This is a genomic window from Brevibacillus sp. BC25 (assembly GCF_000282075.1).
Lineage (GTDB): Bacteria > Bacillota > Bacilli > Brevibacillales > Brevibacillaceae > Brevibacillus.
On sequence record NZ_AKIX01000028.1, the window covers coordinates 217079 to 243513 of the forward strand.

Here is a 26435-nt window from a genome sequence, read left to right on the forward strand (position 1 = left end):
CTACCCAACAAAACGATGAAGGTTACCGAAGATCCCCATCGTAAAATCAAGCAGTACCCGAAGCATCCATGGACCAGCAGCCAAGATCACGACAAATACGGCCACGATCTTTGGAATGAAAGCGAGTGTCTGCTCCTGAATTTGTGTCGTTGCCTGAAAGACACTGACCATCAAACCGACCAGTAAGGCGACCCCAAGTGCGGGTGCCGAAATCAGCAGGATGGTGTAAACAGAGCTTTGGGCAATCTGCATAAGTAATTCTTGTGTCATGCTCTACCCCCTGAGGCATTCGGAATGTCGCTAAAAACTGGTCAAAAGTGATTTCACAATGAGATACCAACCGTCCACCATGATGAACAATAAAATCTTAAACGGCAATGAAATCATAACCGGTGGTAACATCATCATCCCCATCCCCATCAAAATACTGGAGATGATCATATCAATTACGAGAAAAGGAATAAATATCATAAAGCCGATCTGAAAAGCCGTCTTCAATTCACTAATGGCAAAGGCAGGTACCAGCGCATTCAACGGAATATCTTGGATCGATTTTGGTCGTTCGGCTTTTGTGTATTCCAGAAAAAGTGCTAAATCTTTTTCACGCGTCTGCTTTGCCATAAATTCCTTAAAGGGGATGACCGCTGCGTCCAATGCCTGCTGTTGCGTTAGCTTTCCTTGCATAAACGGCTGCACGGCTGTTTCGTTTACTTGTCCGAGTGTCGGAGCCATAATGAAAAATGTCATAAACAACGCAAGGGCAATCAATACCTGGTTCGGTGGCATTTGTTGAGTTGCCAACGCATTTCGAACAAAAGACAAGACAATGATAATTCGCGCAAAACTGGTCATTAAAAGCAAAATCGCTGGAGCTACAGATAGTACTGTCAAAATCAGTAACAGCTGAATGGCCGTCGATGTCTCCTGCGGTGTTCCTGTTCCGCCGCCTATCTTCAAATCAATACTCGGAACAAGCGGTGTACCCGCTGGCGCCGCCATGACCATATCAGGTACGGATAGCAACACTCCGACAAGCATCAGCACCTGCAAAAAATATTTCATTTTTGGTCCCCTCTGTCCTGAGCTTGCTCTTTCTTCCAATGTTCTGTTTGGTTTGGACGATTTTTCAAGTCGTTCCATTGACCCTGCAACAGATCTTGAAAGCTTTTGCCCTCCATATCAGAAGAAAACAAGATTTCTTCTTCTGCCTGCTTTTTCTTACCGAATGGGAGCCATTCTAGCGAGAATGGGCTTTTCATCGGTTTGATCTCTGCGTCAGCCAAGATCAAATCTACCTCTTCGCCCGGTTCGATCCTACGAAGCAATTGAACGTTTTCTCCAACTCCCACGATGTACAATGACTCGCCGATCATAACAACCTGAAGTGTTTTGCCATTGCCTAGCGCAGTAGCGCTAATCACTTTAATCGGTCCATGACTTTGAGCCCCTTGACGTCGACCAAGAAAACGGAGCAATAAAAAGATCAGTACTGCAATAAAGCCAAGTGAAAAGATGACTTGAACTAGATACCCGATCATACTTCCTGTTCCGCTGCCCGGAATGGCCGCCGGCTGTTCACTGCCGGCGGACGCATTGCTAGTTGGCACTTTTCCCTGGTTGTACGCATCCGCTACTGAACCTTCCGCAAAAACGGTACTCGGCAGGGAGGAGACGAAAAGCAACAGGATCAGACTGAAAGCTAAAAGGAGTCTTGCCCCTGCATTCCGGATCATCATCATTAGCTCATTGTCTTTTTGATCGCTTCCAGAACGCGATCCGCTTGGAATGGTTTTACGATGAAGTCTTTTGCGCCCGCTTGGATCGCATCGATTACCATCGCTTGTTGTCCCATCGCGGAGCACATGATCACACGCGCGTTAGGATCCAACTTTTTAATTTCTTTCAATGCAGAAATTCCATCCATCTCTGGCATGGTAATATCCATGGTTACGAGATCAGGTCCCAATTCTTTGTACTTTTCAACTGCTTGTGCACCGTCACTTGCTTCCCCCACGACGCTGTACCCGTTTTTCGAAAGAATTTCCTTGATCATCATACGCATGAATGCTGCATCGTCTACGATTAAAACTTTGTTAGACATGAATAGCTCCTCCCTAATACTTCCCTCTTAATTGTATTATTGTAATTTTTGAACACGATCTATCTGACTGATGATGTCTGTAACACGAACCCCAAAGTTCTCATCAATGACGACAACCTCGCCCTTGGCAATTAATTTGTTGTTCACCAATATGTCTACATGCTCACCTGCCAGCTTGTCCAACTGTATAATCGATCCAGCGGACAAGTCAAGAATTTCTCTAATAAGCTTTTTCGTACGACCTAACTCAACTGTTACTTGCAATGGAATATCGTGAAGCAAGTTTAAGTTCTGTATGTCTCCTGTATACATAGGAGCACCTCCAAGCGGAGCAAATTGTGCTGATACTACATTCGCCTGACTAGCTGCAGGACTTCCGAAATGCTGTGGTGTTGGCGGAGCCATTGGAGGCTGCTGATACATTCCTGGGTATGGAGCGTAGCCAGGTGGCATCATTGGTTGTCCATACGCGTCAGGATACATCGGCGGCTGTCCTGGGTAACCCATCGGCTGTGCGTAACCAGGCGGTTGCTGATACATCGGCTGTTGCTGTTGTGGCGGCACTACAGGCGGTACGTGGCTCTGTGGTTGCTCTTGCGCACTCGGTTGGATAGAAGGAGCCGACAGACTCATAGCAGGCAGAGAAGGCATCTCTATCTCATCTATGAGGGCTGCCGCTGCTGCTTCATCCCCTGTACCTCCAACCAGTCTATCAATCATCTTTTTCGCAAAGGACAGCGGAAGAAGCTGCATAATATTTGAATCGATAAGTTCGCCTTGCTCTCCTACCTTTAAGCGGAAAGATACTTTCACCAGAGGACTGTCATCATCAGAGAAACTGTCTCCACCCTTGCCTTGCGCCAGATCCATTACATCAATGCCTGGTGGCGTAATATTAATGAACTGGTTGAAAATCGTCGACATGGACGTAGCAGCGGAACCCATCATCTGATTCATCGCTTCCTGAACCGCGCTGATATGAAGCTCAGACATTTCAGTGTTCGCTGGTCTGCCGTCTCCGCCCATCATCAGATCCGCGATAACTGCAGCATCTTCCATGCGAATGACTAGCAGGTTAATTCCTTTGAAACCATCTGTATATTCCACGTGGACGGCCACGTGCGGAATCGGAAATTCGCTTTCCAATTCATCGACATTGACTACGGAAACAGTAGGGGTTGTAATATCTACTTTTTGACTTAACAAAGTAGATAACGCAGTAGCCGCGCTCCCAAAGGAGATATTACCAATTTCTCCGAGTGCATCCTGTTCAAACGGGGACAGAAATTCAGCAACATCCTGGGTCACTGCCGACACAGCTTCCTCTTCGTCCTCAACCAAGTTGTTCGCACGTAACAGCGCGTCAATCTCGTCTTGAGAAAGCATATCTCTACTCATTTTGTTCCTCCCCCTCCTCTATGACTTCATCAATCTGTACGGCGACTCTTCCTTTATGTGTTCCTGGTTGACCCAAGAACTTTAAGTGGTCGCCCACTTTAATTTTCAGCTTGTTGTCGATCGATTGATCTAATTGAATGACATCGCCTCTTTGTAGCTGTAGGAAATCTCCTACTGTAATCGTAGCTGTTCCCATTTCAGCAACAATCGGCAATTTTGCAACTTTTACTCGCTCTTCTACACGCAGGCGCTCTTCTTCATCCCGCGTTTTCTTTTGTTTGGAGAACCAATATTGTCCAGACAGCTTTGTCATGATTGGCTCCAGTACCACGTGAGGCAAACAGAGATTGATCATTCCTGTTGTATCGCCAATTTTGGTACTAAAGGAGATTACCACGACAATCTCGTTAGGTGAGACGATCTGCATGAACTGTGGATTCATCTCCAAACCTTCTTGATATGGATCGAGCTCAATGATTTGCTTCCATGCCTCGTGGAAAGTATCCAGCGCTTTGCCGAATACGCGTTCCATCACCGTTGTTTCAATTTCCGTAAGGGCGCCCATCTTTTCCGGAATCGCCCCCTGTCCTCCCAGAAGTCGATCCAGCATGGTATAGGCGATGTTTGGATTGACTTCCAAAACCATTCGTCCTTCCAGTGGAGGAGCTTCAAAGATGTTCAAGATGGTCATCTTGGGAATAGAACGTATAAATTCGTCATACGGCAATTGATCGACGGAGGCAACCGTAATTTGCACGAAGGTACGGAGCTGAGCTGAAAAATACGTAGTCAACAGCCTCGCGTAGTTTTCATGGATTCGTGTTAAACCACGGATCTGATCTTTTGAGAACCGCAGGGCGCGTTTGAAATCATATACTTTGACTTTACGCTCAGTTTCTTCCTTTTTCAGCTCGTTGGCATCCATTTCGCCCGAAGATAGGGCGGCCAACAGCGCATCAATCTCACTCTGTGAGAGAACCTCGGCCATATGTCGTCACCTCCTTGCTATGTATACCATAATCGCTTCCTATGACAAGACGCGTTTGGTTGTCACTACTTGAACAATCTTACCTTCTTGCATCAGGGAGCTGATTTCATTCATGATTTTTGCTTCCAGCTTGTTCACACCTTCAGTTCCTTTTATGTCTTCTGGTGTCAACCCCGCCAATGTTTTAATAATCACCTGATTGACTTGCGGCAAACGCTGCTCCAACTCTGTTTTGGCATCAGCACTGTCCGCCGTAATGCTAAAGCGTACAATCATGTAATTATTCGTTAGCAAGTTCGTAGTAATTTCGCCAGTGTCAACGGAGAACTCTTTCATTTCCTCTGCCGTGAGCGGCTTCACTTCTTGTTCTTCCGTCGTGGCTGTTTGCGCAGCCGGAGAGAGATATGTTTGCCAGAGAACAAACGAGATCACTCCCAGTAGCGATATCGCGATGATAATGATTAGAGCCATGTTAAACAATCGATTTTGAAACATCGCTAATGCCTCCCGCTATTCATTTGAATCAACCGGCATTTTCGGTACAGATGTTGCCGGAGGAACATTATGATAAAAAGCCTGAACACGTTCAGCGATGGATTCCACCGAATCCTTCACGATGTACTTTCTGTCGTTGAATAGCGTGATTACGCTATCCGGAGTTGCTTCAACAGTTTCAATGTGAGTGATGTTCAGATAAAAAGTAGAGCCGTTAAATCGTGTTAACTTAATCATTGGCTGCTCCTTTCCGGATCAAGCTGGGGGAAGGCTTAGAACACTTCCCCAGCTATTTCCGTTAAACGAAATTATCGTTTCAGGTTCACCAGTTCTTCTAGTACTGTGTCAGATGTCGTGATGATCCGAGAGTTTGCTTGGAAACCGCGTTGTGCCACGATCATTTCTGTAAATTCTTCAGAAAGGTCAACGTTGGACATTTCCAGTTGTCCTGCAATGATGCTTACTTTTGCATCTGCTGGCGTCACTGGTGTCAACGGGTCACCACCATTCGCTCCAGCGTTTACTGTGTTTTCGTAAAGATTGTTCCCAATTTTCTTCAAACCACCTGGGTTATTGAAGGTCATTACCCCAATGGTATTCGCAGAGTCTAGGGCACCTGTTTCATCCACTGTTGTGATAACTCCGTCTTTCCCGATGGAGTAAGAAACAATCCCATCATCTTGATTGATCTGAATTACACCAGGATCAGAGTTCATGAGCTTCATCCCTTGGGAGTTCACCAGGTATCCCTCTGCATCACGTGTGAAGTTGCCTGCACGCGTATAATAAATGGTGGCTCCTTCATCCGGGCTTACCATAAAGAATCCATCGCCCTCGATAGAAAGGTCTGTTGGCAGGTTGGTTGTCATCGGACTACCAGCAGAGAAGACGGTATCAATGGATGCGATTGAAGCTCCTAGTCCAATTTGAGTTGGGTTGGTTCCGCCCTTCCCACCAGCTGTAGGAGCCCCAGCCCCTTGAACATTTTGGCTCAAAATATCTTGGAACATCACGCGGCCCTTTTTGAAACCAACGGTGTTTACGTTCGCGATATTATTACCAATAACGTCCAACTTTGTTTGAAAACCACGCAAGCCTGAAATACCTGAATACATAGATCGAAGCATACTAACTTCCTCCTTTACCTTCTCATTTACAGCGGCTACCTCTGTCAGTCGGTAGCCGAATGGGCTTCCTCAAAAGGAGGTCCAGCCCAGTAAACAGCCACCTATACGAAAATGGCACTGTCAATGTTAGTAAATACGTTGTCCTTCATGCTGCCATCGTCTACGGCGGTAATAATTTTCCGATTTACGATGCTCACGACGTAGGCCACATTATCCATCATAACGAGAGACTCTCTGGCGCCTTTGGCGGCTGCTTTTTGCACAGCGGATTCCAAACGCTCCATCTGCTGTCTTTCTAGCGTAATGCCCCGCTCCTGCAAGCGATTGACGGCATGCTGGCTAAAGCTAAGTGGCTCCGCCTTGGTTGCAGCGCCAATCGATTCCGTCAAATACTGCTGAAATAACTTGTTGTTTCCCGGAGCAGTTTGGGTAGTAGCTTTTGCGACGTGATTCGTTTTCGGAGGAAAATAGGGTTGCCCCACACGAAAATGGTTCATGGTGCTTCCTCCTTATATCCAATCCTAGACGATGTCGTCAATGCCGCGAGCCGTGTCCCGCAATCGATTCCATAGCACTTCTGTTGATTCATTGCTGTCTACTAGGGCATCGAGAGCAAATTCTTGCTCGTCATTATCTTGCTGTTGTCGATTCTCTTGTTGCTGTCGTGCTTGTTCACGCTGCTGTTGGAAGTTAAAAGCTGTATCCTGCTGCTGGTTTACCTCCAAGCGATCAACCTGCAAGCCTTGTTGGGTCAAAGCAGCTCGAAGCTGCGGAAGCTGATTGTCCAGCATTTCCTTTCCAGCCTGTGTTTCAGCATGGAACTGTGCTGTAATCACTCCATTTTGGGAAGTAATTGTTACATCTACTTGGCCCAAAGATTGCGGATTCAGAATCAGCCTTGCCTCATGGACGCCATTGTGTTGCGTCAACTGCATCTTGGACACGAAAAGCTGTGTGACTTGCTGTGTCAGTTGATTGGCGTTCACATGATGTGTTGGAACCGACTGTTGCTGAAAGGACTGTACAGATTGTGTCTGTGTATTAGATGAAGCAATAATCTGCGTTTGACCATTTCCATTCAACATGCCCTCTTCTGCATTGCCCTCTTGATTCAAAAGTCCGCTTTGAAGGGTAGACTGTACTGTTTGGGACTGGATCCCTGCCTCTGCCTTGTAAGCCGAGAGACCTTGATTCAACCGCAGTGGAGAAATCGTCTTAAACGTGTCCTGTTGAGTTGTGTTCACGTTCGCCATCACATCGGATCGCAAGTTCAGTCCACTTCGTTTTGACTCCTCAGCATTTCCTTTTTGATTCTTCAGGGATTCGAGAAGAGCTGCCAGCTTGTCTAGTTCGTTTTGGGTTGCTTCCCCTTTTTTTAGGTTAGCTAGAATCTGCTTCAAATCCTCACTCACTTGACCAGCATTTCCTTGGGCTTTACCCAAGAGTTGTTCAATTGCAGTTGCAAATTTTTCTTGGGCGTCAGGCGGTAATTCGTCTTGCGTAGTTTGACCAGAGCCAAGCAGTTGGGCAAATAATGCCATGAGCTCAGCTAATGCTAGCATTTCCTCTTCACTTAAACCCTCTGGCGCCACCATAGTCTCTTCTGCGTTCCCCACCTGATCCAACACCTGCATCAATTGCATGGAAAACATTTGACCTAACCCAGTTCCTCCCGCATTTGCTACAGGTGTCGCTGTAACAGATCCTGCTGATCCTACGGCAGGGGTCAAATTGGCCACATTCATCTCGTTCACCTCCTCCTTTTGTTATTTGTTGCTTATAGGAACGAAAACAGATGATTGCTCATTCTATTTTCGAAGCAACTCTTCTGTAACGCGAGCCGCCAGATTATCTGGTTCTTTCTGTTTCTTGTCGTCATTGGCTATCGCTGAGAGAGTTTGTGCCCGTTTATCCGCAGGCAAATCTTTCATTAAGGCAATGGCTTGACCCCTGTTAGTATCCATGAGTGAACGAATGATAGCAGCAGCATCCGCAGGTGGCAATTGAGTAAATGTCTTCATTAGGTCCTCTTTCGATACAGACCCATCACGCGTATCGCTCAACGCCTTTGTCAGAACATCAACACGTTGTTGTAGAGCCGCAATGTCATCATCTTTGTTCACTACTGAATCTTTTAACAAGATCGAAATATCGGCAGCTTTCTTCGGTTCCATCTTGGCCAAAATTTCTGCCTGTTGTGCAGGCTTCATTTTTGTCATGACGGCAACTGACTCTTGCAGTTTTAGGTTTTCAATGATGGCCGCCGCATTTTTCGGTGACATGGTTGTATACACTTTAGCCAAACCTGCAAACTGCTTCTGACGCTCTTCATCAGTCGCACGCTTGTCTTCCATTGCCTTGTTTATGTCATCCAATTGTTTTTCCAGCGCCACAATGGTGGCGTCTTTCTTTGCTGACTCTTCTTTTAAAGTGGAAATCTGCTGCTGATTTTTTGCATGATCTTGCTGTAGGGTTGCCACTTGTTTGTCCATGTCAGGTTGTTCTTCTGAGTTGGGAGTTGCCGCATATTCGTCTGGAACTAATTTTTCCACGTACGGTATGGAATTAGCCCAGTGGAGAACATTCCCTAACACATTTACTCCGAGCAAGCTCAGGAGCACACCGCCAAGGAGGCTGGCAAACAGTGCAGGAATGACAATCATATAAAAGAACCATTCCCACCTGCCGTATTCCCGTTCTTCTTGGATTTCTTCCATTTGGAACCTCCCTCAGTAGCTTCGGCGAAGATAGAGTTGCGTACCGATCTCATCCAACTCTTTTTGCTCTCTTTGCTTCTGGTCGTCCAGAAATTGGTGGAGCGACTTTTCCCGAAGGCGTTGCCATAGTTGGGACTCTTTCATACGTTCCGTCAATCGTGACTGACAGCGTTCCACATCCTGTACACAACCGTGCAAAGTACGCTGCTGATTCTGAATCGATCTTGCAACAGATTGCTGATATTGCGTAATGGTAATGAGCTGTGCAGCACTGCATGTCTGCATCTGTACTTCCTGGAGCTTCACCGTCATCTCATCATGATGCTCGGTTAGTTGAGAAAGCTTCCACTCTTCTTCGTTTTTACGCTGGATCGACTTTCCGAAAGCCCACTCCGCTTGTTCTTTTTCTTTTTCCTTTAAATCAAGAACCTTTTGGAGATGAAACTGAAACACACGCACGTTAGTTCACTCCTCCGAAATGAGCTGTCAACGCTTGGATAGTGCCCTGTAAAGTAGATGGCTCATGCGTTCCTTGTGCCGTAAAACCAGAAATGATATCACGATAGCGAATGGCTGCATCGATTTCCCGATTGCTCCCAGGCTTGTACGCCCCAATATTTATGAGGTCCTCCGCTTCACGAAACGTAGCCAAATGCTTTTTCAGCTGACGAGCAGCATCCAAATGGTTACTATCGACGATTTCATTCATGACACGACTCACACTCGCCATCACATCAATCGCAGGAAAGTGTCCTTTGTGAGCGATTTTTCGGTCAAGAACGATGTGACCGTCCAAAATCCCCCGCGCCGCATCTGCAATCGGATCGTTCATGTCGTCAGAATCAACCAATACGGTATAAAAGGCCGTAATACTTCCCTTATCCGCTGTTCCTGCGCGCTCCATCAGCTTTGGCAGCATCGCAAACACTGATGGCGTATAACCACGTGTAGCCGGCGGTTCTCCGATTGCCAAGCCCACTTCACGTTGTGCCATTGCAAAACGCGTGACGGAATCCATCATGAGCATGACATTCATTCCACGATCGCGGAAATATTCCGCTATGGAAGTCGCAATCATTGCTCCCTTGATTCGAATCATGGCAGGTTGATCGGAGGTAGCTACGACAACAACAGATCGCTTTAGTCCTTCTTCCCCAAGATCACGCTCGATAAACTCCATGACTTCACGACCGCGTTCTCCAATAAGACCAATAACATTGATATCTGCCGTAGTATTTCGGGCGATCATTCCCATCAATGTACTTTTTCCTACCCCTGATCCAGCGAAGATGCCGACCCGCTGACCTTTCCCAATGGTAAGCAGACCATCTATCGCTCTCACACCTACACTCAATGGTTCTTGAATGCGTGGTCGAAGGATCGGATTTGGCGGCATATTGTTCGTAGGATAAGACGTCAGCCCAAATGGCAGTGAACCTTGATAGGGTCGGCCCAGTCCATCGAGGATCGAACCCAATATTTCAGGTCCAACTTTTACATCTAGCGAACGTCCTGTCGCGACCACATCACAACCTGGACCAATTTCGGTCAATTCGCCTAATGGCATTAACAGCACTTTGTTTTCGCGAAAGCCAACTACTTCTGCGATGATCGGTTCCTTTGTGTTAGCCGGATATAGATGGCATATCTCCCCTAATCTCACTTCTGGCCCTTGCGACTCAATGGTGAGCCCAACAACTTGTGTTACTTTGCCATTCACGCGCATCGGATCTAATCCATGCAGCATGTGCTTGTACTTCGAGAGATCTAGGATGCTCATGGAGCCTCACTTCCTCTGGCAATCGTAAGCAGCGCCTGCTTAATCTCCTCCATTTGTGTATCAATGCGGGCATCGACACTTCCCAAAGCAGTACGGATGACACATCCACCATCTTGTACTGTATAGTCAGGGTAAATGGAGAGCTCTGCTTGTCCTTCTAACAATTCCAGAAAACCAGCACGATGTTCGAGCACATAATCAAAGTACTTATGGTTGACGCACACCGTAATCTCGCCATGAACACGGGAGCGGCGGAGTGCCTTTTTCGTCATTTCCAGGACTTGCTCGGGATGGTGTTGCAATTCCTGTCCAATGATTTTTTTTGCGATTTCCATGCTGAGTTCCACTAGAAAAGGCTCCGCCTCAGCTATAATCTGTTTTTTTTCGGCAAACGCCTGTTCCAGAATGGTTTTTGCTTGGCTGAGTGTAGCTGTTTGCTCCTCGTACGCCTCACGTTTACCCGCTTCGAAACCTGCCTCTTGCCCTTCCGTCATAGCCTGCTCTTGTACTTGTTGAAACAGTTGCGCAGCTTCCTGACGCTTTTGTTCCCACCATTCTTCCATCTGAGCAAGAGTCTCTTGTCTTAATTGCTCTGCTTGCTCCGCTGCTTGCTGTAGGATGTTTTGCGCGGTCTCTTCTGCATCTGAGATGATCGTTTTCGCTTCGATCTCAGCTTGATTTAAAATTTCTTGATTTTCTTGCAACCTTTCGGCAACTTCTTCCGTCTTAAGTGGTACAGGCGTCACCGAAAGGAGAAAAGATTCCTCAGAAGGCCGATAATTGGCGCTTTTGATGATCCTAGACAATGATATCATCTCCTCCACCGCGGGCGATGATGATCTCACCAGCCTCCTCTAAGCGACGGATAATTGCAACGATACGAGATTGTGCCTCTTCTACGTCGCGAAGGCGAACTGGGCCCATAAACTCCATTTCTTCTTTGAAGGTATCCGCCATCCTTTTGGACATGTTCCGGAAAATAACTTCCCGAACTTCTTCGCTGGATACTTTGAGAGAAAGTTGCAGATCGGCATTTTCCACATCGCGGATAACGCGCTGAATCGAACGGTTGTCGAGTGTAGCAATATCTTCGAAGACGAACATACGCTTCTTGATTTCTTCTGCCAGCTCTGGATCTTGAATTTCGAGGGAATCCAGAATCGTGCGTTCGGTTCCACGATCGACACCGTTGAGTACAGCCACGATCGCTTCGATTCCGCCTGCTTGGGTGTAATCTTGGGTAACAGTGGCAGAGAGCTTTTGCTCCAATACCTGTTCAACTTGGGCGATTACTTCCGGTGAAGTACTGTCCATAGTCGCAATACGTTTCGCGACCTCAGCTTGACGTTCTTGCGGAAGAGCGGACAGGATCATGGCTGCTTGTTGAGCTTCCAGATAAGAAAGCACCAAAGCTATCGTCTGCGGATGCTCATTTTGGATAAAGTTAAGGATTTGGCCTGGGTCAGCCTTTCTAGCAAAGTCAAACGGTCGAACTTGAAGGTTTGCCGTCAAGCGATTGATAATATCCATCGCTTTGGTCTCACCCAAAGCTTTTTGCAAAATTTCTTTGGCGTACGTAATCCCGCCTTGTGCAATTACCTCCTTGGCAACTGCTATCTGGTGAAATTCAGATAAAATTTTATCTTTTTCATCTGTGTCCACTTTTCGCACATTAGCGATTTCTAATGTCAGTTGCTCGATCTCATCCTCACGCAAATGCTTGAACACCTGGGCAGAAACTTCCGGCCCGAGTGAGATGAGGAGGATAGCTGCCTTTTGTCGTCCTGACAACTCTTTAGCGCCGCGAGCCATACCATTCACTCCTTAATCTTCTGCTAACCAAGTACGAAGCAGAACAACAAACTCATCTGGTTTGCTTCGCGCCAATTTTTCAAGTTGCTTTCTGACCACTACCTGGTCTCCATCTTCTTGGTAAATCAAATCTGGTATTTCGGCCGCGTTTAACGGTGTCAGCAAGTCTGGCAATTCCTCTTCTTCTTGTTGTTGCTTCGCTTGACTGCGTCTGCGATAAACGAGGAAGGCAACAGCAGCAAGTGCCAAGACTGCAATACCACCAACTGTCCAAAGAACAGCAGGACTTAGTGCACTGGAATCCTCCATCTCAGCTTTTCCTGAGAACTGACGAGGGAGTACAGAAATATGCTTGTCCAACTCAGCATCCGTTAAATCAGAAGCCTGATCACTTAATGTGACACGAACAACATTGCGTAACACTTGCTTGATGCTTTCGAGCGTAGCAGCATCCAACGTGCTACCATCTGGCGGTTCTACCCCAACGTTGATTGTGATGTCTTCGATCTTGTACGGGCTTGATGTAACATTTCGTGTGATGCGATTTACTTCACGGTTAATCGTATCATTCAACTCTTCGTATTGACTGTTACTTCCTTGTGGGGTAGCTCCCGGGTAGTTCGGAACTGCATTGTTATTTGTTCCTGCAATTCCCCCTGGAGGTTGACCTTGTCCAGAGAAGGCTTTTGATAATTTTTGAGAAGAAATGATAAGTCCTTCGTTATTCTCTTTGTCAGGTGCCTCGACTATGTTCTCTACGCGATTTTCTTTGTCAAAGTTCATTTTGAGGAACGTATGGACGATGACTTTATCGCGTCCCATGATTGTACCCAACAAATTGTACAAGTTTTGCTGAATTTTCTTTTCAACATCTGCTTTGATTGTTTCCTGTTGCTTAAAGCTACTCAATGTGCCTTCGTTTTCATTGCCTTCGGAACGTTCTAGCGGATTGGAATACTGGTCTGTAATCGCAATCGCTTCCATCGGCAATTTCGGAACACTGCGGGAAACAAGCAGATAAAGCGAGTTAATTTGCTTTTGATCAAGCGTTGTTCCAGGTTCAACATCGACGATAACGGAAGCCGTAGCTGTATCCGGAGTCTCCGTCACCCAAACGCTTTCCTGCGGTAATGTAATCATCACTTGTGCGGAGCGTACACCTTTTACACGTTCCAGCATCTTGCGCAGCTCTTGTTGCAAAGCCTCTTTCTTCATGACATCAAATTGGCGATCTGTAACTCCAAGGGTACTGGAGAAAATTTCTGCATTAATTCCTGCTTGACTCGGAATACCTTGTGCAGCCAAATCGACAATGACATCTTGTGCCATCTTTTCTGGAACCTCGATACTTGTACCATTCCCCGTGATACGATAAGGAATTTGTGAACCTTCCAACTCTTGCTTGATAGTCCCGATTTCTTGTTCACTCAATTTTTGGTTGTAGAGTGGTTTGTACACCGGCTGAGAAGCGATGTATATGTATAGACCAAGCGAAATCAAGAGGAAGAGCGAAATACCGATAATCATCCATTTTTGTTTCTTGGAAAATTGGTTCCATTTTGACGCAAACTGGTCTTTGTATACTGCTAAACGTTCGTTCATGTTTCACCTCTCAAAGGATACCAACAACGATCAAATCGACATGCGCATGATTTCTTGATAAGACTCAATCATCTTGTTCCTGACCTGCATAGTCATTTGTAGCATCACGGAAGCTTTTTGACCTGCAACAGTCAATTGGTGCAAGTCGGTAATTTCTCCCGCTGCAAACTTGTCGGCAAGATTCGACGATTCTACTTGCGCCTGATTCACTTTATTCATGGAATCCGATAGAAACGATGAGAATTCTTGGGAGACTTCAGCTGGAGTTGGCTTGTTCACACTCGGCGTACGAATTGGCGTTAGTTGGGAGATTGCACTCATTTCCATTCCTTACTGTCACCCGCTTTACTTGATTTCCAATGCTTTTAACATCATCGATTTGGAAGCGTTCAGTGCTGTCACATTGGCTTCGTATGATCTTGATGCGGAGATCATGTCTACCATCTCTTTCATCGGGTCGACATTCGGCATCAAGAGATATCCGTCTTGATCTGCATCTGGATGAGATGGATCAAATACTCGCTTAAACGGTGTACTATCATCTTGAATCGCTGTGACCTTCACACCTTGTCCACCCCGACTTCCTGAGACCGTCCCTACGGCTGCTTGCAGGAAGTTATCAAATGTTCCATTTGTTTGAGGTGACAACTCCACCATTTTCCTCCGATATGGCTGCCAAGCGCCATCTACGAAGTTTGCTCGAGTGGTTTCCGCATTTGCAATGTTGGAAGAAATCGTATCCAACCGCAAGCGGTTAGCTGTTAAGGCAGAAGCACTTGTGTTAATTCCCTGAAACAAGCTCATCTTTATTTACCTCCACCTTCAATTACACTGCGTAGTTTTTGAAAATGTCCTGCTGTCAATTGCGTTAAACCGCTGTACCAAATTTGGTTTTTGGCCAATTCTGTTGTTTCTGTTTCCAAGTCAACATCATTGCCGCTGTTCTGAATGAAGTTATTCGGATTGGACACAACCTGTGGTACTGCAACGCCGCCTACATTTCCAAACGGGAGGTGTCGTTGATTGGTCCGATACGCTTCTAACTTGCCATTTCCCGCTCTTGTGTTCAACTCATCTTGCAAAAAACTCTCGAAGACGACTTGTTGACTTTTGAATTGAGGGGTGTCTATGTTGGCAAGGTTGTTTGCGATCGTTCTATGTCGCAATGTTGCAGCGTCGAGTGATCTCTCCAGGACCTGCAGATGGTAACTATCCAGCATTTTTCCTTCTCCCCCAATATGAGTCAATTGCTTTCCCTAAAACCACCTATATTTCCTGTATTTTCGACATCCTAATACGATTCAATCATAGCAAAATCAATTTGGACAAAAAAGCCCCTTTTCATGACGTTTTTCAAAATGATTCAATGGGACTAAATCCCTTATACTTCCTGTTTTTTTACTGCATTTTACAAGGAATCCATATTCAAACCATTGCAAATGTCGAGGCATGCATTAAAAATCAACATATAATTTATGGTAATAATGTGTCGTTTTTTGCAAAAGTTAGGACTAAAGTCCCATGAAGAAAGGTGCAGCAACATGAGTTGCTACACCTTTTGTTTACTTTCGTGTAACTTTTGGCAAGGTATATTACGAGCTTTTAAGCTTCTCCAGTTCAGGCAACAGCTTTTCATTCAGCACTTTAATGAAGGTACCTTTCATTCCCAAAGAACGGGATTCGATAACACCCGCACTCTCCAGCTTACGCAGTGCGTTTACAATTACAGAGCGAGTAATTCCTACGCGATCCGCGATTTTGGAGGCTACGAGCAAGCCTTCTTTGCCTTCGAGTTCTTCAAAAATATGTTCAACTGCTTCCAACTCACTATAAGAAAGGGAACCAATCGCCATTTGTACAACCGCTTTGCTGCGCGCTTCCTCTTCAATTGCTTCAGAACGCTCGCGCAAGATTTCCATACCTACTACAGTTGCCCCTACTTCTGCAAGAATCAGGTCGTCATCGACAAATTGATCGTTAATGCGTCCCAAAATCAGCGTACCCAGACGATCTCCTCCACCCATAATTGGAACGAGCGTCGTCCAACCTGTGCGGAATACTTCTTTCATTTCAACTGGGAAAATGGTGTATGGGCTATCTACATCCAGGTTCGCAGATGTTTCATCTACTTTCAGTAACCCCATGCTGTACTCTTCTGGAAAACGGCGCTCTTCCAGCATTTTGCGCATACGGCTGTTATCCATCTCTTGATGAATCGCAAAGCCGAGAAGTTTTCCTTTGCGGCTTACAACATAAGTATTTGCTTCAATAACGTCACTCAAAACTTGGGACATTTCATTGAAGTTCACGGCATGACCCGCGGATTTTTGCAACATGCGGTTAATTCTTCTTGTTTTTGACAGTAGATCCATCTGTATTTCCTCCTAATTATATGTGCTGCCTATCCAATGTTTATAAAATATATTGACTCAAGTCTTTGTTCCCCACGATTGTACCTAATTTCTGTTTGACATAATCGGGGGTAATCTGTACTACTTCTAGGTGGATTTCCGGGGCTTCAAAAGAGAGATCCTCCAGTAGCTTCTCCAATATGGTGTGCAATCGTCTAGCACCAATGTTATCTGTGCTCTGATTGACCTCAGCAGCGAGACGAGCGAGTTCCTGAATGGCTTCCGGTGTAAATTCAACACGCACACCTTCTGTTTCCAAGAGGGCCACGTACTGCTTAAGTAACGCGTTTTTAGGCTCAGTCAAAATTCGGACAAAATCTTCAACGCGCAAGCTAGTCAGTTCCACCCGAATCGGAAAACGGCCTTGCAATTCAGGAATTAAATCTGATGGCTTTGCCATGTGAAAAGCACCAGCTGCGATAAACAGAACATAATCTGTTTTGACAGGACCATACTTGGTCATGACAGTTGAGCCTTCCACAATCGGTAAAATATCACGCTGGACCCCTTCACGGGATACATCCGGGCCACGCCCATCCTTACCCGCAATCTTGTCAATTTCGTCAATGAAGATAATACCGTGTTGTTCAGCTCGACGAATTGACTCCTGCGTAACTTCGTCCATATCCACCAGTTTTTGCGCTTCCTGCTGAATTAATACCTTTCGCGCATCTTTTATTCGCAATTTTCGTTTCTTCATCCGCTTAGGCATCAGGCTACCGAGCATATCCTGCATTTGCATCCCCATTTGTTCTGTACCCGGAACCTGGAACATGTCAAACATCGAAGGTGATTGATCTTCGACTTCAATCTCAATCATTTGCTCTTCTAACTGGCCATTCGTCAATTGCCACATGGTTTGTCTGCGTTGCTGCTGGATCGACACTTCTTCTTGATCAGAGGTATCCTGCTGCTGTTGCTGCTGCTGTCCACCAAAGAACATCTCCAACGGATTTTTGAACGAGTTCGACTGCTTGCGAGATGGGACAAGTACGTTCACAATTGCTTCATTCGCAAGCTTCTCGGCTTTCTCTTTCACCGACTCTACTTTTTCCTGTTTGACCGTACGGATAGAAGCTTCCACCAGATCACGGACCATCGATTCCACATCTCGTCCTACATAACCGACTTCCGTAAACTTCGTTGCTTCTACTTTAATAAAAGGAGCACCTGTCAGTTTTGCAATCCGACGTGCGATTTCCGTTTTTCCAACACCAGTAGGTCCGATCATCAAGATGTTTTTTGGAACAACCTCTTCAATCATTTGCTCTGGCAAACGACTGCGACGATAGCGGTTGCGAAGCGCTACAGCAATGGCTTTCTTGGCTTGTGCCTGCCCGACAATGTATTTATCCAAATGCTCTACAATCTTACGCGGGGTTAATTGCTCAAGATTCAGCACAGTAGGTTCCTCCCTTTCGCTCAATTCAACTCATCCACAACAAGATTGTTGTTTGTGAACACGCAAATTTCAGCAGCGGTACGAAGCGATGCTTCCGCAATTTCACGTGCGCCGAGATGAGGCGCATATGTTTTCAATGCACGACCTGCTGAAAGGGCAAAGCTACCGCCAGAACCAATTGCAAGAATCCCATCATCAGGCTCAATGATTTCGCCATTTCCGGAGATAAGCAACAAATGCTCCTTATTGGCAACAATCATCATTGCTTCCAAACGACGCAAAATTTTATCCATGCGCCACTCTTTCGCCAGCTCTACAGCAGCACGCTGCAGATTGCCGTGGTACTCCTCCAGCTTTCCTTCAAACTTCTCAAAAAGCGTAATGGCATCAGCAACAGAGCCAGCGAATCCTGCTAAAACTTCGCCGCGATATAGACGTCTTACTTTTTTGGCACCGTGCTTCATTACCATGCTGTTGCCAAAAGTAACCTGACCATCTCCGGCCATCGCTACAGACCCGTTGTGCTGTACAGCAAATATGGTTGTTGCGTGAAACTGTTCCATCACTGATTCCTCCCGTTATGTCCGATTGGCGGAACCTGTATTGCCCGGGTTTGCTCGTGGGTGAGCGGTGTCATATACATGCCGAAGTCGCTCTTTGGTCACATGCGTGTACACCTGTGTCGTCGAAACATTGACGTGGCCCAGTAATTCTTGCACGGTACGCAGATCAGCGCCGCCGTTCAACATATGGGTCGCAAACGTATGACGAAAGGTATGCGGTGAAACCCGCAATTGAAGAGCGTACGTATCTACGTATTTGTCTACAATCCGCCGAACACTGCGGTCGGATAACGGTTCTCCCCGATAGTTAACCAGCAAATTACCGTGTTCTACTTTTCCAGCCAACAGTTTTTCTCTTCCATATTCTAGGTATTGCCGAAGAACGTCGCAGGCATAACTTCCAACCGGCACATACCGTTCTTTCGCTCCTTTTCCATAAACCAATGCGACTCCCATGCTCGGATTCACATCATTCACAGACAAAGTGGTGAGCTCCGTAACACGCATGCCGCTTGCATACAACAGTTCAAAAATCAGCCGATCACGAATTCCCAATGGAGTGGTGGTATCAGGCAGATCGAAAAAAGCTTGAACTTCTTGCGGATATAAAAAGGAAGGAAGTTTCTTCTCCATTTTGGGAGTGGAGACTAGTTGAAATGGATTCTGTTCCAGTTGATCTTCACGCAACAGAAATCGGTACAAGCTACGCAAACTGGATAGCTTGCGGGCAATACTTCGTCGGGAAAGCCCCCTGCCAGCCAATTGCGCGAGAAAGGAGCGACCATGCAAATAAGAAACAGCAGCAAATACGGTGATTTGGTGCTGTTCCATAAAGGAGACAAATTCGCTGATATCTGCCACATACTGCTTCACCGTATGAGGAGAGGCGTTTTTTTCAACTCGCAAATAGCGGGTAAACATCTCAATATCCGCAGAATTTTGTTGCGAAATGTCCATACGGGATGCACCCTCCTCGAAGCACCTATATAGTAACACAGACGAAAATCGGATATCAATGTTAATTGTGTCGTTCTTGTGTAAAATTCTGAATTGTATCTAGCGCCCGCTCAGCGAGCTTTTCATTTTTCAAACGCTTGTCTCGGATTCTTTCTGGCCATTCGGGTACTAACCCGAAGTTTGCGTTCATTGGTTGGAAATGCTTTGGATCTGCCGTTGTAATATAACGAGCCATGCTGCCCATAATTGTTTCTGGCGGAAGCTCGATCAATTCTTCCCCTTTTGCGAGTCGTGCTGCATTTATCCCCGCAAGCAAACCAGATGCCGCTGACTCTACATATCCTTCTACACCAGTCATTTGACCAGCAAAGAAAAGTGTTTCCCGGTCTTTATACTGATACGTAGGCTTCAACAGTTTTGGCGAGTTGATAAAGGTGTTGCGGTGCATCACACCATAACGAACGATTTCGCAGTTTTCCAGCCCAGGAATGAGTGAAAAGACTCTTTTTTGATCCGGCCATTTCAGATGGGTCTGGAAGCCTACGATGTTGTACAATGTCGCAGCACTATTATCCTGACGAAGTTGTACAACCGCATAAGACTTTTTGCCTGTCCGCGGATCAACCAGACCTACTGGCTTCATGGGACCAAATGTCATGGTCTTGTGACCACGCTTTGCCAATACTTCAATCGGCATGCAGCCTTCGAAGAAGATTTCCTTTTCAAATTCCTTCAATGGAACTGTTTCTGCAGAGATCAGCGCATCATAGAAGCGATTGAACTCCTCTTCTGTCATCGGGCAGTTCAGGTAGGCTGCTTCACCTTTATCATATCTGGAAGCAACGAATACCTTGTTCATATCAATCGAGTCTTTCTCGATAATGGGCGCAGCTGCATCATAGAAGTACAGATATTCTTCACCCGTCAGCGCTTTTAACTTTGTAGACAAAGCTGGAGAAGTAAGTGGCCCCGTCGCAATTACGACAATCCCATCAGGAATTTCGGTAATCTCATCCGATATGACATCCACCAATGGATGATTACGAACGGCATCTGTAACATGAGCCGCGAACTCGTGTCTGTCTACGGCAAGCGCGCCTCCAGCTGGAACCGCGCAACGATCTGCCGCATCGATAATGACAGAGTTCAGTCGACGCATTTCTTCTTTTAATACACCCACTGCATTCGTCAACGTGTTAGCACGCAATGAATTACTGCATACCAACTCTGCAAATTTATCGGTATGGTGTGCAGGCGTTTGTGTCTTCGGTCTCATTTCATACAGCTTTACTTTTACACCCGCCTGCGCGATTTGCCATGCTGCCTCACTACCAGCGAGGCCGGCGCCCACTACTGTAATTGTTGGTTGTGACATGCTGTTAATCCTCCAAACTACAAAATCGAATCAGGCTGCTTAGGAGTCTGCCTCTTCTTGATAATCACACTTGGTGCAAACAATGCTAACTCCTTGCTTCTTGCGCTTTTTCTCCACCAGCATGCTGGAGCATTTTGGACAAGGTCTGGCAATCGGTTTGTCCCACGATACAAAATCGCATTCCGGATATTGATTGCAGCCGTAAAAAATACGACTCTTCTTAGATTTACGTTCGATAATCTCTCCGGTTTCACACTGCGGACACTTTACGCCGATTCCTTTTACAATCGGCTTCGTATTACGGCAATCCGGGAATCCAGAACAAGCTAAAAACTTGCCGAATCGGCCAAGCTTATATACCATCACACTGCCGCAAAGCTCGCATGATTCATCTGATTCTTCGACTTTCAGCTCTACTTCTTTCATTTCTTCTTCTGCAACAACTACGCGCTTTGCAAAGTCTTGATAAAAATCGTCCAGCACCGACACCCAATTGGTGGCTCCTGCTTCGATATTATCCAAGCCCGATTCCATATGCGCAGTGAATTCTACGTTGAGAATCTCGGGGAAAAACTCCTCGACAAGCGTGATTACAATCTCACCTAACTCAGTCGGGACAAATCGCTTCTCCTCTAATGCTACATAACCCCGCTTTTGAATGGTTTCTAATGTAGGCGCATAGGTAGACGGACGTCCAATTCCCATCTCTTCCATCGATTTAAGCATGCGCGCTTCGGAGAACCGAGGTGGAGGCTGTGTAAAGTGCTGACTCGGCTCGATTTCTTTTTGTTCGAGGATTTGTCCTTCTTCAATGGGCGGAAGGAAGCTTTCTTCTTCTGCGCCATCATCGTTTCCTTCAATATATACCTTCATAAATCCAGGGAACTTCACTTTTGATCCTGTTGCTCTGAAGGTAACTCCACCTGCGTCAATATCTACGCTCATCGTATCAAGAACAGCAGATGACATTTGACTGGCGAGGAAACGCTCCCAGATTAATCGATACAAGCGCAACTGATCTCTCGACAAGTACTCCTTAATTTCATCCGGTGTACGTATCACACCTGTTGGACGAATCGCTTCGTGAGCATCTTGAGCATTTTCGTTTTTCGCCTGATTGCGTGGCTCAGATAACACATAGTTTGGACCATATTTCTCGAGTATGTAATCTCTTGCTTCGTTCTGTGCAGTTACAGATAGGCGAGTAGAGTCTGTACGCATATAGGTAATCAAACCAACTGCGCCTTCTTTATTGCCAACGTCGATCCCCTCATAGAGCTCTTGAGCAATCCGCATGGTCTTAGAGGTGCGGAAATTCAGCTTACGCGCCGCCTCTTGCTGTAAAGAACTCGTTATAAAAGGAGGTGCAGGATTCCGCTTGCGCTCACGCTTGGTTACCTTTTGTACCACATATGGTTTGTTCTTCATTCGTTTCAATACCGCTGCTACATCATCTTCCGAATGAAGCTCCACCTTTTCATCGCCATACCCATAGAACTTCGCGTTAATTTCTTTACCGTCGCTGATCAATGTACTCGCAATTGTCCAATACTCTTCCGGGATAAACTCTTGGATCTCCCGCTCACGATCCATAATTAGCTTTACCGCAACCGATTGAACACGTCCGGCACTCAAGCCTTTTCGAACCTTTTTCCATAAAATTGGACTGATATTGTAGCCAACGAGTCTGTCGAGAATGCGACGTGCCTGTTGAGCATTTACCAAGTCCATGTTTATGTGTCGTGGATGCTTGAACGCTTCTTTAATGGCATCTTTGGTAATCTCATTGAATACCACACGAAGCGGTTGATTCAAATCGAGACCCAAGTATTGTGCCAAATGCCAAGCAATTGCCTCCCCTTCGCGATCCGGGTCGGCTGCGAGATATACTTTTTTTACTTTTTTAGCGGCATCTTTTAAGCCCTTCAATACATCGCCTTTGCCGCGAATGGTTATGTATTTGGGTTCAAAATTATGTGTAACGTCTACACCCATTTGACTTTTCGGCAAATCGCGTACATGCCCGATAGACGCTTTCACGATATATTTACTACCCAGGTATTTTCCAATGGTTTTGGCCTTCGTAGGGGATTCTACGATTACTAGCGTATCAGCCATTTTTTTCCTCCCCTTTTAGTAAGGAATCTTCCCTATTATTAAATACCCTCATCCGGTTTGTCAAACACTTGTGCCTCTAAGCATTGCCAAAAAGCTAGCGGATATGCTATCGCCGTGCAAAATAACCGCCAGGAAGTGCCACGATGGCCCCTTTTGCTTCCAAACGAATGACCAGCTGATGTAGCATCCTGCGTTGGTCTTTTTCTAAGCTGCTCATTAACTCATCCAGATGAATCCCATCATATGTTACGGCTTCCACAATAGCTTTTTCTTCATTAGATAAGGGGATAACATCGGTTGCATTGCTTTTTTCGACCTGCTGCATCTGCTCAGCTTCTGGAAGATGATGTTTGATTTCCTCCCATATATCACTACTGCACGTTACTAGCTTTGCACCTTGTTTGATCAAGTTATGCGGTCCCGCACTCATCAATGAAAAAATCGGACCAGGAATTGCAAAAACTTCCTTGCCCTGCTCAAGTGCACAGTCTGCCGTAATCAAGGATCCGCTTTTTTCTGCTGCTTCCACCACTAATACACCGATAGAAAGTCCACTTATGATGCGATTTCTCTCTGGAAATAATCCAGAAACAGGTGGAATATGAGGAGGATATTCGCTGAGGAGTAGGCCAAAAGATTCAATTTCGCGATAAAGTTCTCGATGTCGAGAAGGATAAACGTGATTCATTCCGCAGCCGAGCACGCCAATAGTCTTACCGCCTGCTTTCAAGGTAGCTTGGTGAGCCTCCGCATCAATTCCGTACGCTACCCCTGAGACAATGACAAGACCCGCTTGTACCAGTTCTCGGACAAAAAAGCTACAGCTCGCTCTTCCATATGGTGTCGGTTTGCGCGAACCAACGACGCCAATCGACACTTTATCCAATAATGTGTGATCGCCACGATAAAACAACGTCCATGGAGAATCAGGGATATTGCGGAGCGAAGCAGGATAAGCATCGTCAAAAGGACATAAGAAGCGCGTTCCCTCTTCTTCACGCTTTTCCAATAGTGCCATAGCTGAAGCTACATTGCTATGCTTATCAACCTGCCCAGTGATCGAGGAAGTCAATCTGAGCTCACGTGCCAATTCATACCAATTTTCTATGGCAACCTGAAAAGAACCTGTGATTTCAAAGATTTCTCGGATTTTCTTTCTTCCCAAACCTGAGATCATCGTTAACACATACACCCAGTCTCTCTCGTCGAGCTTCGCCTTTTCCACTCCAAATCCTCCTTCATCCCGATCACAATTGTCACAGCGGACGGTATTGAAAGCTATTCTATCGAAAGAAAGAGGCTGCTTCAAAAATAAAAAAAGTGGACAAGCCTGAGGCTGTCCACTTCTGTCTTATCTGCTTACTTGCCCATTACTTTCTCGAGCATACCGCGCTCTTTCAGCAATTCAACAAGTGTTTCACCGATAACTGCAGGTGTTTTCGCTACGCGAATACCGCATTCTTCGAGCTTCGCGATTTTCTCAGCAGCTGTACCTTTACCGCCAGAGATGATCGCACCAGCGTGGCCCATACGCTTTCCTTCAGGAGCAGTTTGTCCCCCGATGAAGCCTACAACTGGTTTTTTCATGTTAGCAGCGATCCACTCTGCTGCTTCTTCTTCCGCAGTACCACCGATTTCACCAAGCATGATAACTGCTTCTGTGCCTGGATCTTCGTTGAACATTTTCAGTACATCGATGAACTCCATACCTTTTACTGGGTCTCCACCGATACCTACAGCTGTGGATTGACCAAGGCCGCGAGTAGAAGTTTGGTGAACTGCTTCATACGTCAAGGTACCGGAGCGAGATACGATACCCACTTTACCTGGAACGTGGATGTAACCAGGCATGATACCGATTTTGCACTCACCTGGAGTAATTACGCCTGGGCAGTTAGGACCTACGAGAAGGGTTTTCTTGCCTTCCATGTAGCGCTTAACTTTCACCATGTCCAGAACTGGGATACCTTCTGTGATGCAGATTACCAGATCCAGTTCAGCGTCAACTGCTTCCATGATCGCGTCAGCAGCGAAAGGAGGAGCAACGTAGATAACGGATGCAGTCGCACCAGTTGCTTCAACCGCTTCTTTTACTGTGTTGAAAATTGGAATACCGTCAACTTCGGTTCCACCTTTACCAGGTGTTACACCGCCCACCATTTGTGTACCGTATTCAACGGCTCCGCGAGTGTGGAACAGACCAGTTGCACCCGTAATCCCTTGCGTAATTACTTTTGTATTTTTATTAACGAGAATACTCATCGCGTAATTTTCCCACCTTTTTTAACGTATCTACTCGAAATATCTTACTTCACCAAGGATACGATTTTCTCAGCACCATCCGCCATAGATTCTGCAGCTACGATGTTCAAACCGGACTCATTGAGGATTTTCTTACCCAAATCTACGTTTGTACCTTCGAGACGTACAACGAGAGGTTTGTCCAATTTGATTTGTTTTGCTGCATTCACTACGCCGTTTGCGATAACGTCGCATTTCATGATGCCACCGAAGATGTTGACGAAAATACCTTTTACTTTTTCGTCACGGAGAATAATTTTAAACGCTTCCGTTACTTTCTCTTCAGTAGCTCCGCCACCAACGTCAAGGAAGTTAGCTGGGTCTCCACCGTAGAATTTCACGATATCCATCGTTGCCATCGCCAGACCTGCACCGTTTACCATGCAACCGATGTTACCATCAAGTGCGATGTAGGACAGATCGAACTTGGAAGCTTCGATTTCTTTCTCATCTTCTTCATCCAGATCGCGCAGAGCTACGATGTCAGGGTGACGATAGAGAGCGTTGCTGTCGAAGTTCAGTTTCGCATCCAGTGCCATTACTTCACCGTCGCCAGTTACAACCAGTGGGTTGATTTCAGCGATAGAAGCATCTTTATCAACAAAAGCTTGGTACAAGCTCATCATGAACTTGGCAGCTTTGTTAATCAATTCTTTTGGAATGTTGATTGCGTAAGCCAGGCGACGAGCTTGGAAGCCATTCAGACCTGTTACTGGATCAACTACTTCTTTGAAGATTTTTTCTGGATTGTTTGCTGCTACTTCCTCGATGTCCATACCGCCCTCTTCGGAAGCCATCATTACAACGCTTCCAGTAGCACGGTCAACTACTACACCAACGTAGTATTCTTTCTTGATGTCGCAGCCTTGCTCGATCAGAAGGCGCTTAACTTCTTTACCTTCTGGTCCTGTTTGATGAGTAACCAGTACTTTGCCAAGAATTTCGCTGGCATATGTACGAACTTCATCAAGATTTTTTGCAACCTTTACACCGCCAGCCTTACCACGGCCACCAGCGTGAATTTGCGCTTTTACTACGTTTACTTGGGTGCCCAGTTCTTTCGCTGCTTCAACAGCTTCTTCCACTGTGAAAGCTACGCGTCCTTCAGGAACTTTTACACCGTACTGCTTAAGTATCTCTTTACCTTGATACTCATGAATGTTCATTCTCCATCCTCCTATGGCAGATAAAGATCGGCAGGCTTTTAGACCGGTTCAAAGACGTCTGTCTTTTTCCGGTCATAACCTCCACTATCAGTGCAACGTAACTATTCTACGACAAAAACTGC

At 46.0% G+C, this 26435-nt stretch carries 29 protein-coding genes; all 29 read right to left on the reverse strand.

Annotated elements, in window-relative coordinates; translation table 11 throughout:
• On the reverse strand, positions 1–270 hold the full coding sequence (fliQ, locus tag PMI05_RS07235; protein WP_007719290.1) for a flagellar biosynthesis protein FliQ: 270 nt from the start codon (positions 268–270) through the stop codon (positions 1–3).
• Between the two features lie 30 nt (positions 271–300).
• Positions 301–1062: a flagellar type III secretion system pore protein FliP gene (gene fliP, locus PMI05_RS07240; RefSeq protein ID WP_007719291.1), complete on the reverse strand. Its 762-nt coding sequence runs from the start codon at positions 1060–1062 to the stop codon at positions 301–303.
• Entirely contained in the window at positions 1059–1739 is a 681-nt protein-coding gene (locus PMI05_RS07245; protein WP_007719292.1) for a flagellar biosynthetic protein FliO, read from the reverse strand. The genes fliP and PMI05_RS07245 overlap by 4 nt, the downstream gene beginning before the upstream one ends.
• The gene (locus PMI05_RS07250; RefSeq protein ID WP_007719294.1) at positions 1739–2101 is read right to left on the reverse strand and encodes a response regulator; all 363 of its coding nucleotides are present in this window, start codon (positions 2099–2101) and stop codon (positions 1739–1741) included. Before PMI05_RS07250 ends, PMI05_RS07245 begins: the two co-directional genes overlap by 1 nt.
• Before the next feature lie 36 nt (positions 2102–2137).
• A complete protein-coding gene (fliY, locus tag PMI05_RS07255; protein WP_007719296.1) occupies positions 2138–3499 on the reverse strand; it encodes a flagellar motor switch phosphatase FliY in 1362 nt (453 codons plus the stop codon).
• On the reverse strand, positions 3492–4487 hold the full coding sequence (gene fliM, locus PMI05_RS07260; RefSeq protein ID WP_007719298.1) for a flagellar motor switch protein FliM: 996 nt from the start codon (positions 4485–4487) through the stop codon (positions 3492–3494). The genes fliY and fliM overlap by 8 nt, the downstream gene beginning before the upstream one ends.
• A gap of 39 nt (positions 4488–4526) precedes the next feature.
• Complete coding sequence (locus tag PMI05_RS07265) at positions 4527–4982, reverse strand: flagellar basal body-associated FliL family protein (RefSeq protein ID WP_007719300.1); 456 nt, start codon at positions 4980–4982, stop codon at positions 4527–4529.
• Positions 4983–4997: 15 nt separating this feature from the next.
• Entirely contained in the window at positions 4998–5219 is a 222-nt protein-coding gene (locus tag PMI05_RS07270; protein ID WP_007719303.1) for a flagellar FlbD family protein, read from the reverse strand.
• A gap of 71 nt (positions 5220–5290) precedes the next feature.
• Positions 5291–6109 (reverse strand): flagellar basal body rod protein FlgG, encoded by an 819-nt coding sequence (gene flgG, locus PMI05_RS07275; protein WP_007719305.1) that lies wholly within the window; start codon positions 6107–6109, stop codon positions 5291–5293.
• A gap of 101 nt (positions 6110–6210) precedes the next feature.
• Positions 6211–6606, reverse strand: a complete 396-nt coding sequence (locus PMI05_RS07280; protein ID WP_007719306.1) for a TIGR02530 family flagellar biosynthesis protein — start codon at positions 6604–6606, stop codon at positions 6211–6213.
• A gap of 24 nt (positions 6607–6630) precedes the next feature.
• Entirely contained in the window at positions 6631–7854 is a 1224-nt protein-coding gene (locus PMI05_RS07285) for a flagellar hook-length control protein FliK (protein ID WP_007719309.1), read from the reverse strand.
• Between the two features lie 63 nt (positions 7855–7917).
• On the reverse strand, positions 7918–8826 hold the full coding sequence (locus tag PMI05_RS07290; RefSeq protein WP_007719312.1) for a MotE family protein: 909 nt from the start codon (positions 8824–8826) through the stop codon (positions 7918–7920).
• A 12-nt stretch (positions 8827–8838) separates the two neighbouring features.
• Positions 8839–9285 (reverse strand): flagellar export protein FliJ, encoded by a 447-nt coding sequence (gene fliJ / locus PMI05_RS07295; RefSeq protein ID WP_007719315.1) that lies wholly within the window; start codon positions 9283–9285, stop codon positions 8839–8841.
• Between the two features lies 1 nt (position 9286).
• Positions 9287–10606 carry a flagellar protein export ATPase FliI gene (gene fliI / locus PMI05_RS07300; RefSeq protein ID WP_007719319.1) on the reverse strand — a complete coding sequence of 440 codons (1320 nt, stop codon included), beginning with the start codon at positions 10604–10606 and terminating at the stop codon, positions 9287–9289.
• On the reverse strand, positions 10603–11421 hold the full coding sequence (gene fliH, locus PMI05_RS07305; protein ID WP_007719328.1) for a flagellar assembly protein FliH: 819 nt from the start codon (positions 11419–11421) through the stop codon (positions 10603–10605). The genes fliI and fliH overlap by 4 nt, the downstream gene beginning before the upstream one ends.
• Positions 11405–12418 carry a flagellar motor switch protein FliG gene (gene fliG / locus PMI05_RS07310; RefSeq protein WP_007719331.1) on the reverse strand — a complete coding sequence of 338 codons (1014 nt, stop codon included), beginning with the start codon at positions 12416–12418 and terminating at the stop codon, positions 11405–11407. Before fliG ends, fliH begins: the two co-directional genes overlap by 17 nt.
• 12 nt (positions 12419–12430) lie before the next feature.
• The gene (gene fliF, locus PMI05_RS07315; RefSeq protein WP_007719335.1) at positions 12431–14020 is read right to left on the reverse strand and encodes a flagellar basal-body MS-ring/collar protein FliF; all 1590 of its coding nucleotides are present in this window, start codon (positions 14018–14020) and stop codon (positions 12431–12433) included.
• Between the two features lie 30 nt (positions 14021–14050).
• Positions 14051–14347, reverse strand: a complete 297-nt coding sequence (gene fliE / locus PMI05_RS07320) for a flagellar hook-basal body complex protein FliE (protein WP_039960382.1) — start codon at positions 14345–14347, stop codon at positions 14051–14053.
• 18 nt (positions 14348–14365) lie between these two features.
• Entirely contained in the window at positions 14366–14824 is a 459-nt protein-coding gene (gene flgC / locus PMI05_RS07325) for a flagellar basal body rod protein FlgC (RefSeq protein WP_007719348.1), read from the reverse strand.
• Between the two features lie 2 nt (positions 14825–14826).
• Complete coding sequence (gene flgB, locus PMI05_RS07330) at positions 14827–15240, reverse strand: flagellar basal body rod protein FlgB (RefSeq protein ID WP_007719351.1); 414 nt, start codon at positions 15238–15240, stop codon at positions 14827–14829.
• A gap of 372 nt (positions 15241–15612) precedes the next feature.
• Positions 15613–16392 carry a GTP-sensing pleiotropic transcriptional regulator CodY gene (gene codY / locus PMI05_RS07335; protein ID WP_007719355.1) on the reverse strand — a complete coding sequence of 260 codons (780 nt, stop codon included), beginning with the start codon at positions 16390–16392 and terminating at the stop codon, positions 15613–15615.
• 40 nt (positions 16393–16432) lie between these two features.
• Positions 16433–17833 (reverse strand): ATP-dependent protease ATPase subunit HslU, encoded by a 1401-nt coding sequence (gene hslU / locus PMI05_RS07340; RefSeq protein ID WP_007719358.1) that lies wholly within the window; start codon positions 17831–17833, stop codon positions 16433–16435.
• A 20-nt stretch (positions 17834–17853) separates the two neighbouring features.
• Positions 17854–18396, reverse strand: coding sequence for an ATP-dependent protease subunit HslV (hslV, locus tag PMI05_RS07345; RefSeq protein ID WP_007719366.1), 543 nt, complete (start codon positions 18394–18396; stop codon positions 17854–17856).
• Positions 18397–18411: 15 nt separating this feature from the next.
• A complete protein-coding gene (gene xerC / locus PMI05_RS07350) occupies positions 18412–19353 on the reverse strand; it encodes a tyrosine recombinase XerC (RefSeq protein WP_007719368.1) in 942 nt (313 codons plus the stop codon).
• Positions 19354–19414: 61 nt separating this feature from the next.
• Positions 19415–20728: an FADH(2)-oxidizing methylenetetrahydrofolate--tRNA-(uracil(54)-C(5))-methyltransferase TrmFO gene (gene trmFO / locus PMI05_RS07355; protein WP_007719370.1), complete on the reverse strand. Its 1314-nt coding sequence runs from the start codon at positions 20726–20728 to the stop codon at positions 19415–19417.
• Positions 20729–20767: 39 nt separating this feature from the next.
• Positions 20768–22846 carry a type I DNA topoisomerase gene (gene topA / locus PMI05_RS07360; RefSeq protein WP_007719372.1) on the reverse strand — a complete coding sequence of 693 codons (2079 nt, stop codon included), beginning with the start codon at positions 22844–22846 and terminating at the stop codon, positions 20768–20770.
• Positions 22847–22952: 106 nt separating this feature from the next.
• Positions 22953–24071: a DNA-processing protein DprA gene (dprA, locus tag PMI05_RS07365; RefSeq protein ID WP_007719374.1), complete on the reverse strand. Its 1119-nt coding sequence runs from the start codon at positions 24069–24071 to the stop codon at positions 22953–22955.
• A gap of 134 nt (positions 24072–24205) precedes the next feature.
• Entirely contained in the window at positions 24206–25108 is a 903-nt protein-coding gene (gene sucD / locus PMI05_RS07370) for a succinate--CoA ligase subunit alpha (RefSeq protein ID WP_007719376.1), read from the reverse strand.
• A gap of 44 nt (positions 25109–25152) precedes the next feature.
• Positions 25153–26313, reverse strand: coding sequence for an ADP-forming succinate--CoA ligase subunit beta (gene sucC, locus PMI05_RS07375; RefSeq protein WP_007719385.1), 1161 nt, complete (start codon positions 26311–26313; stop codon positions 25153–25155).
• Positions 26314–26435 lie beyond the last annotated feature (122 nt).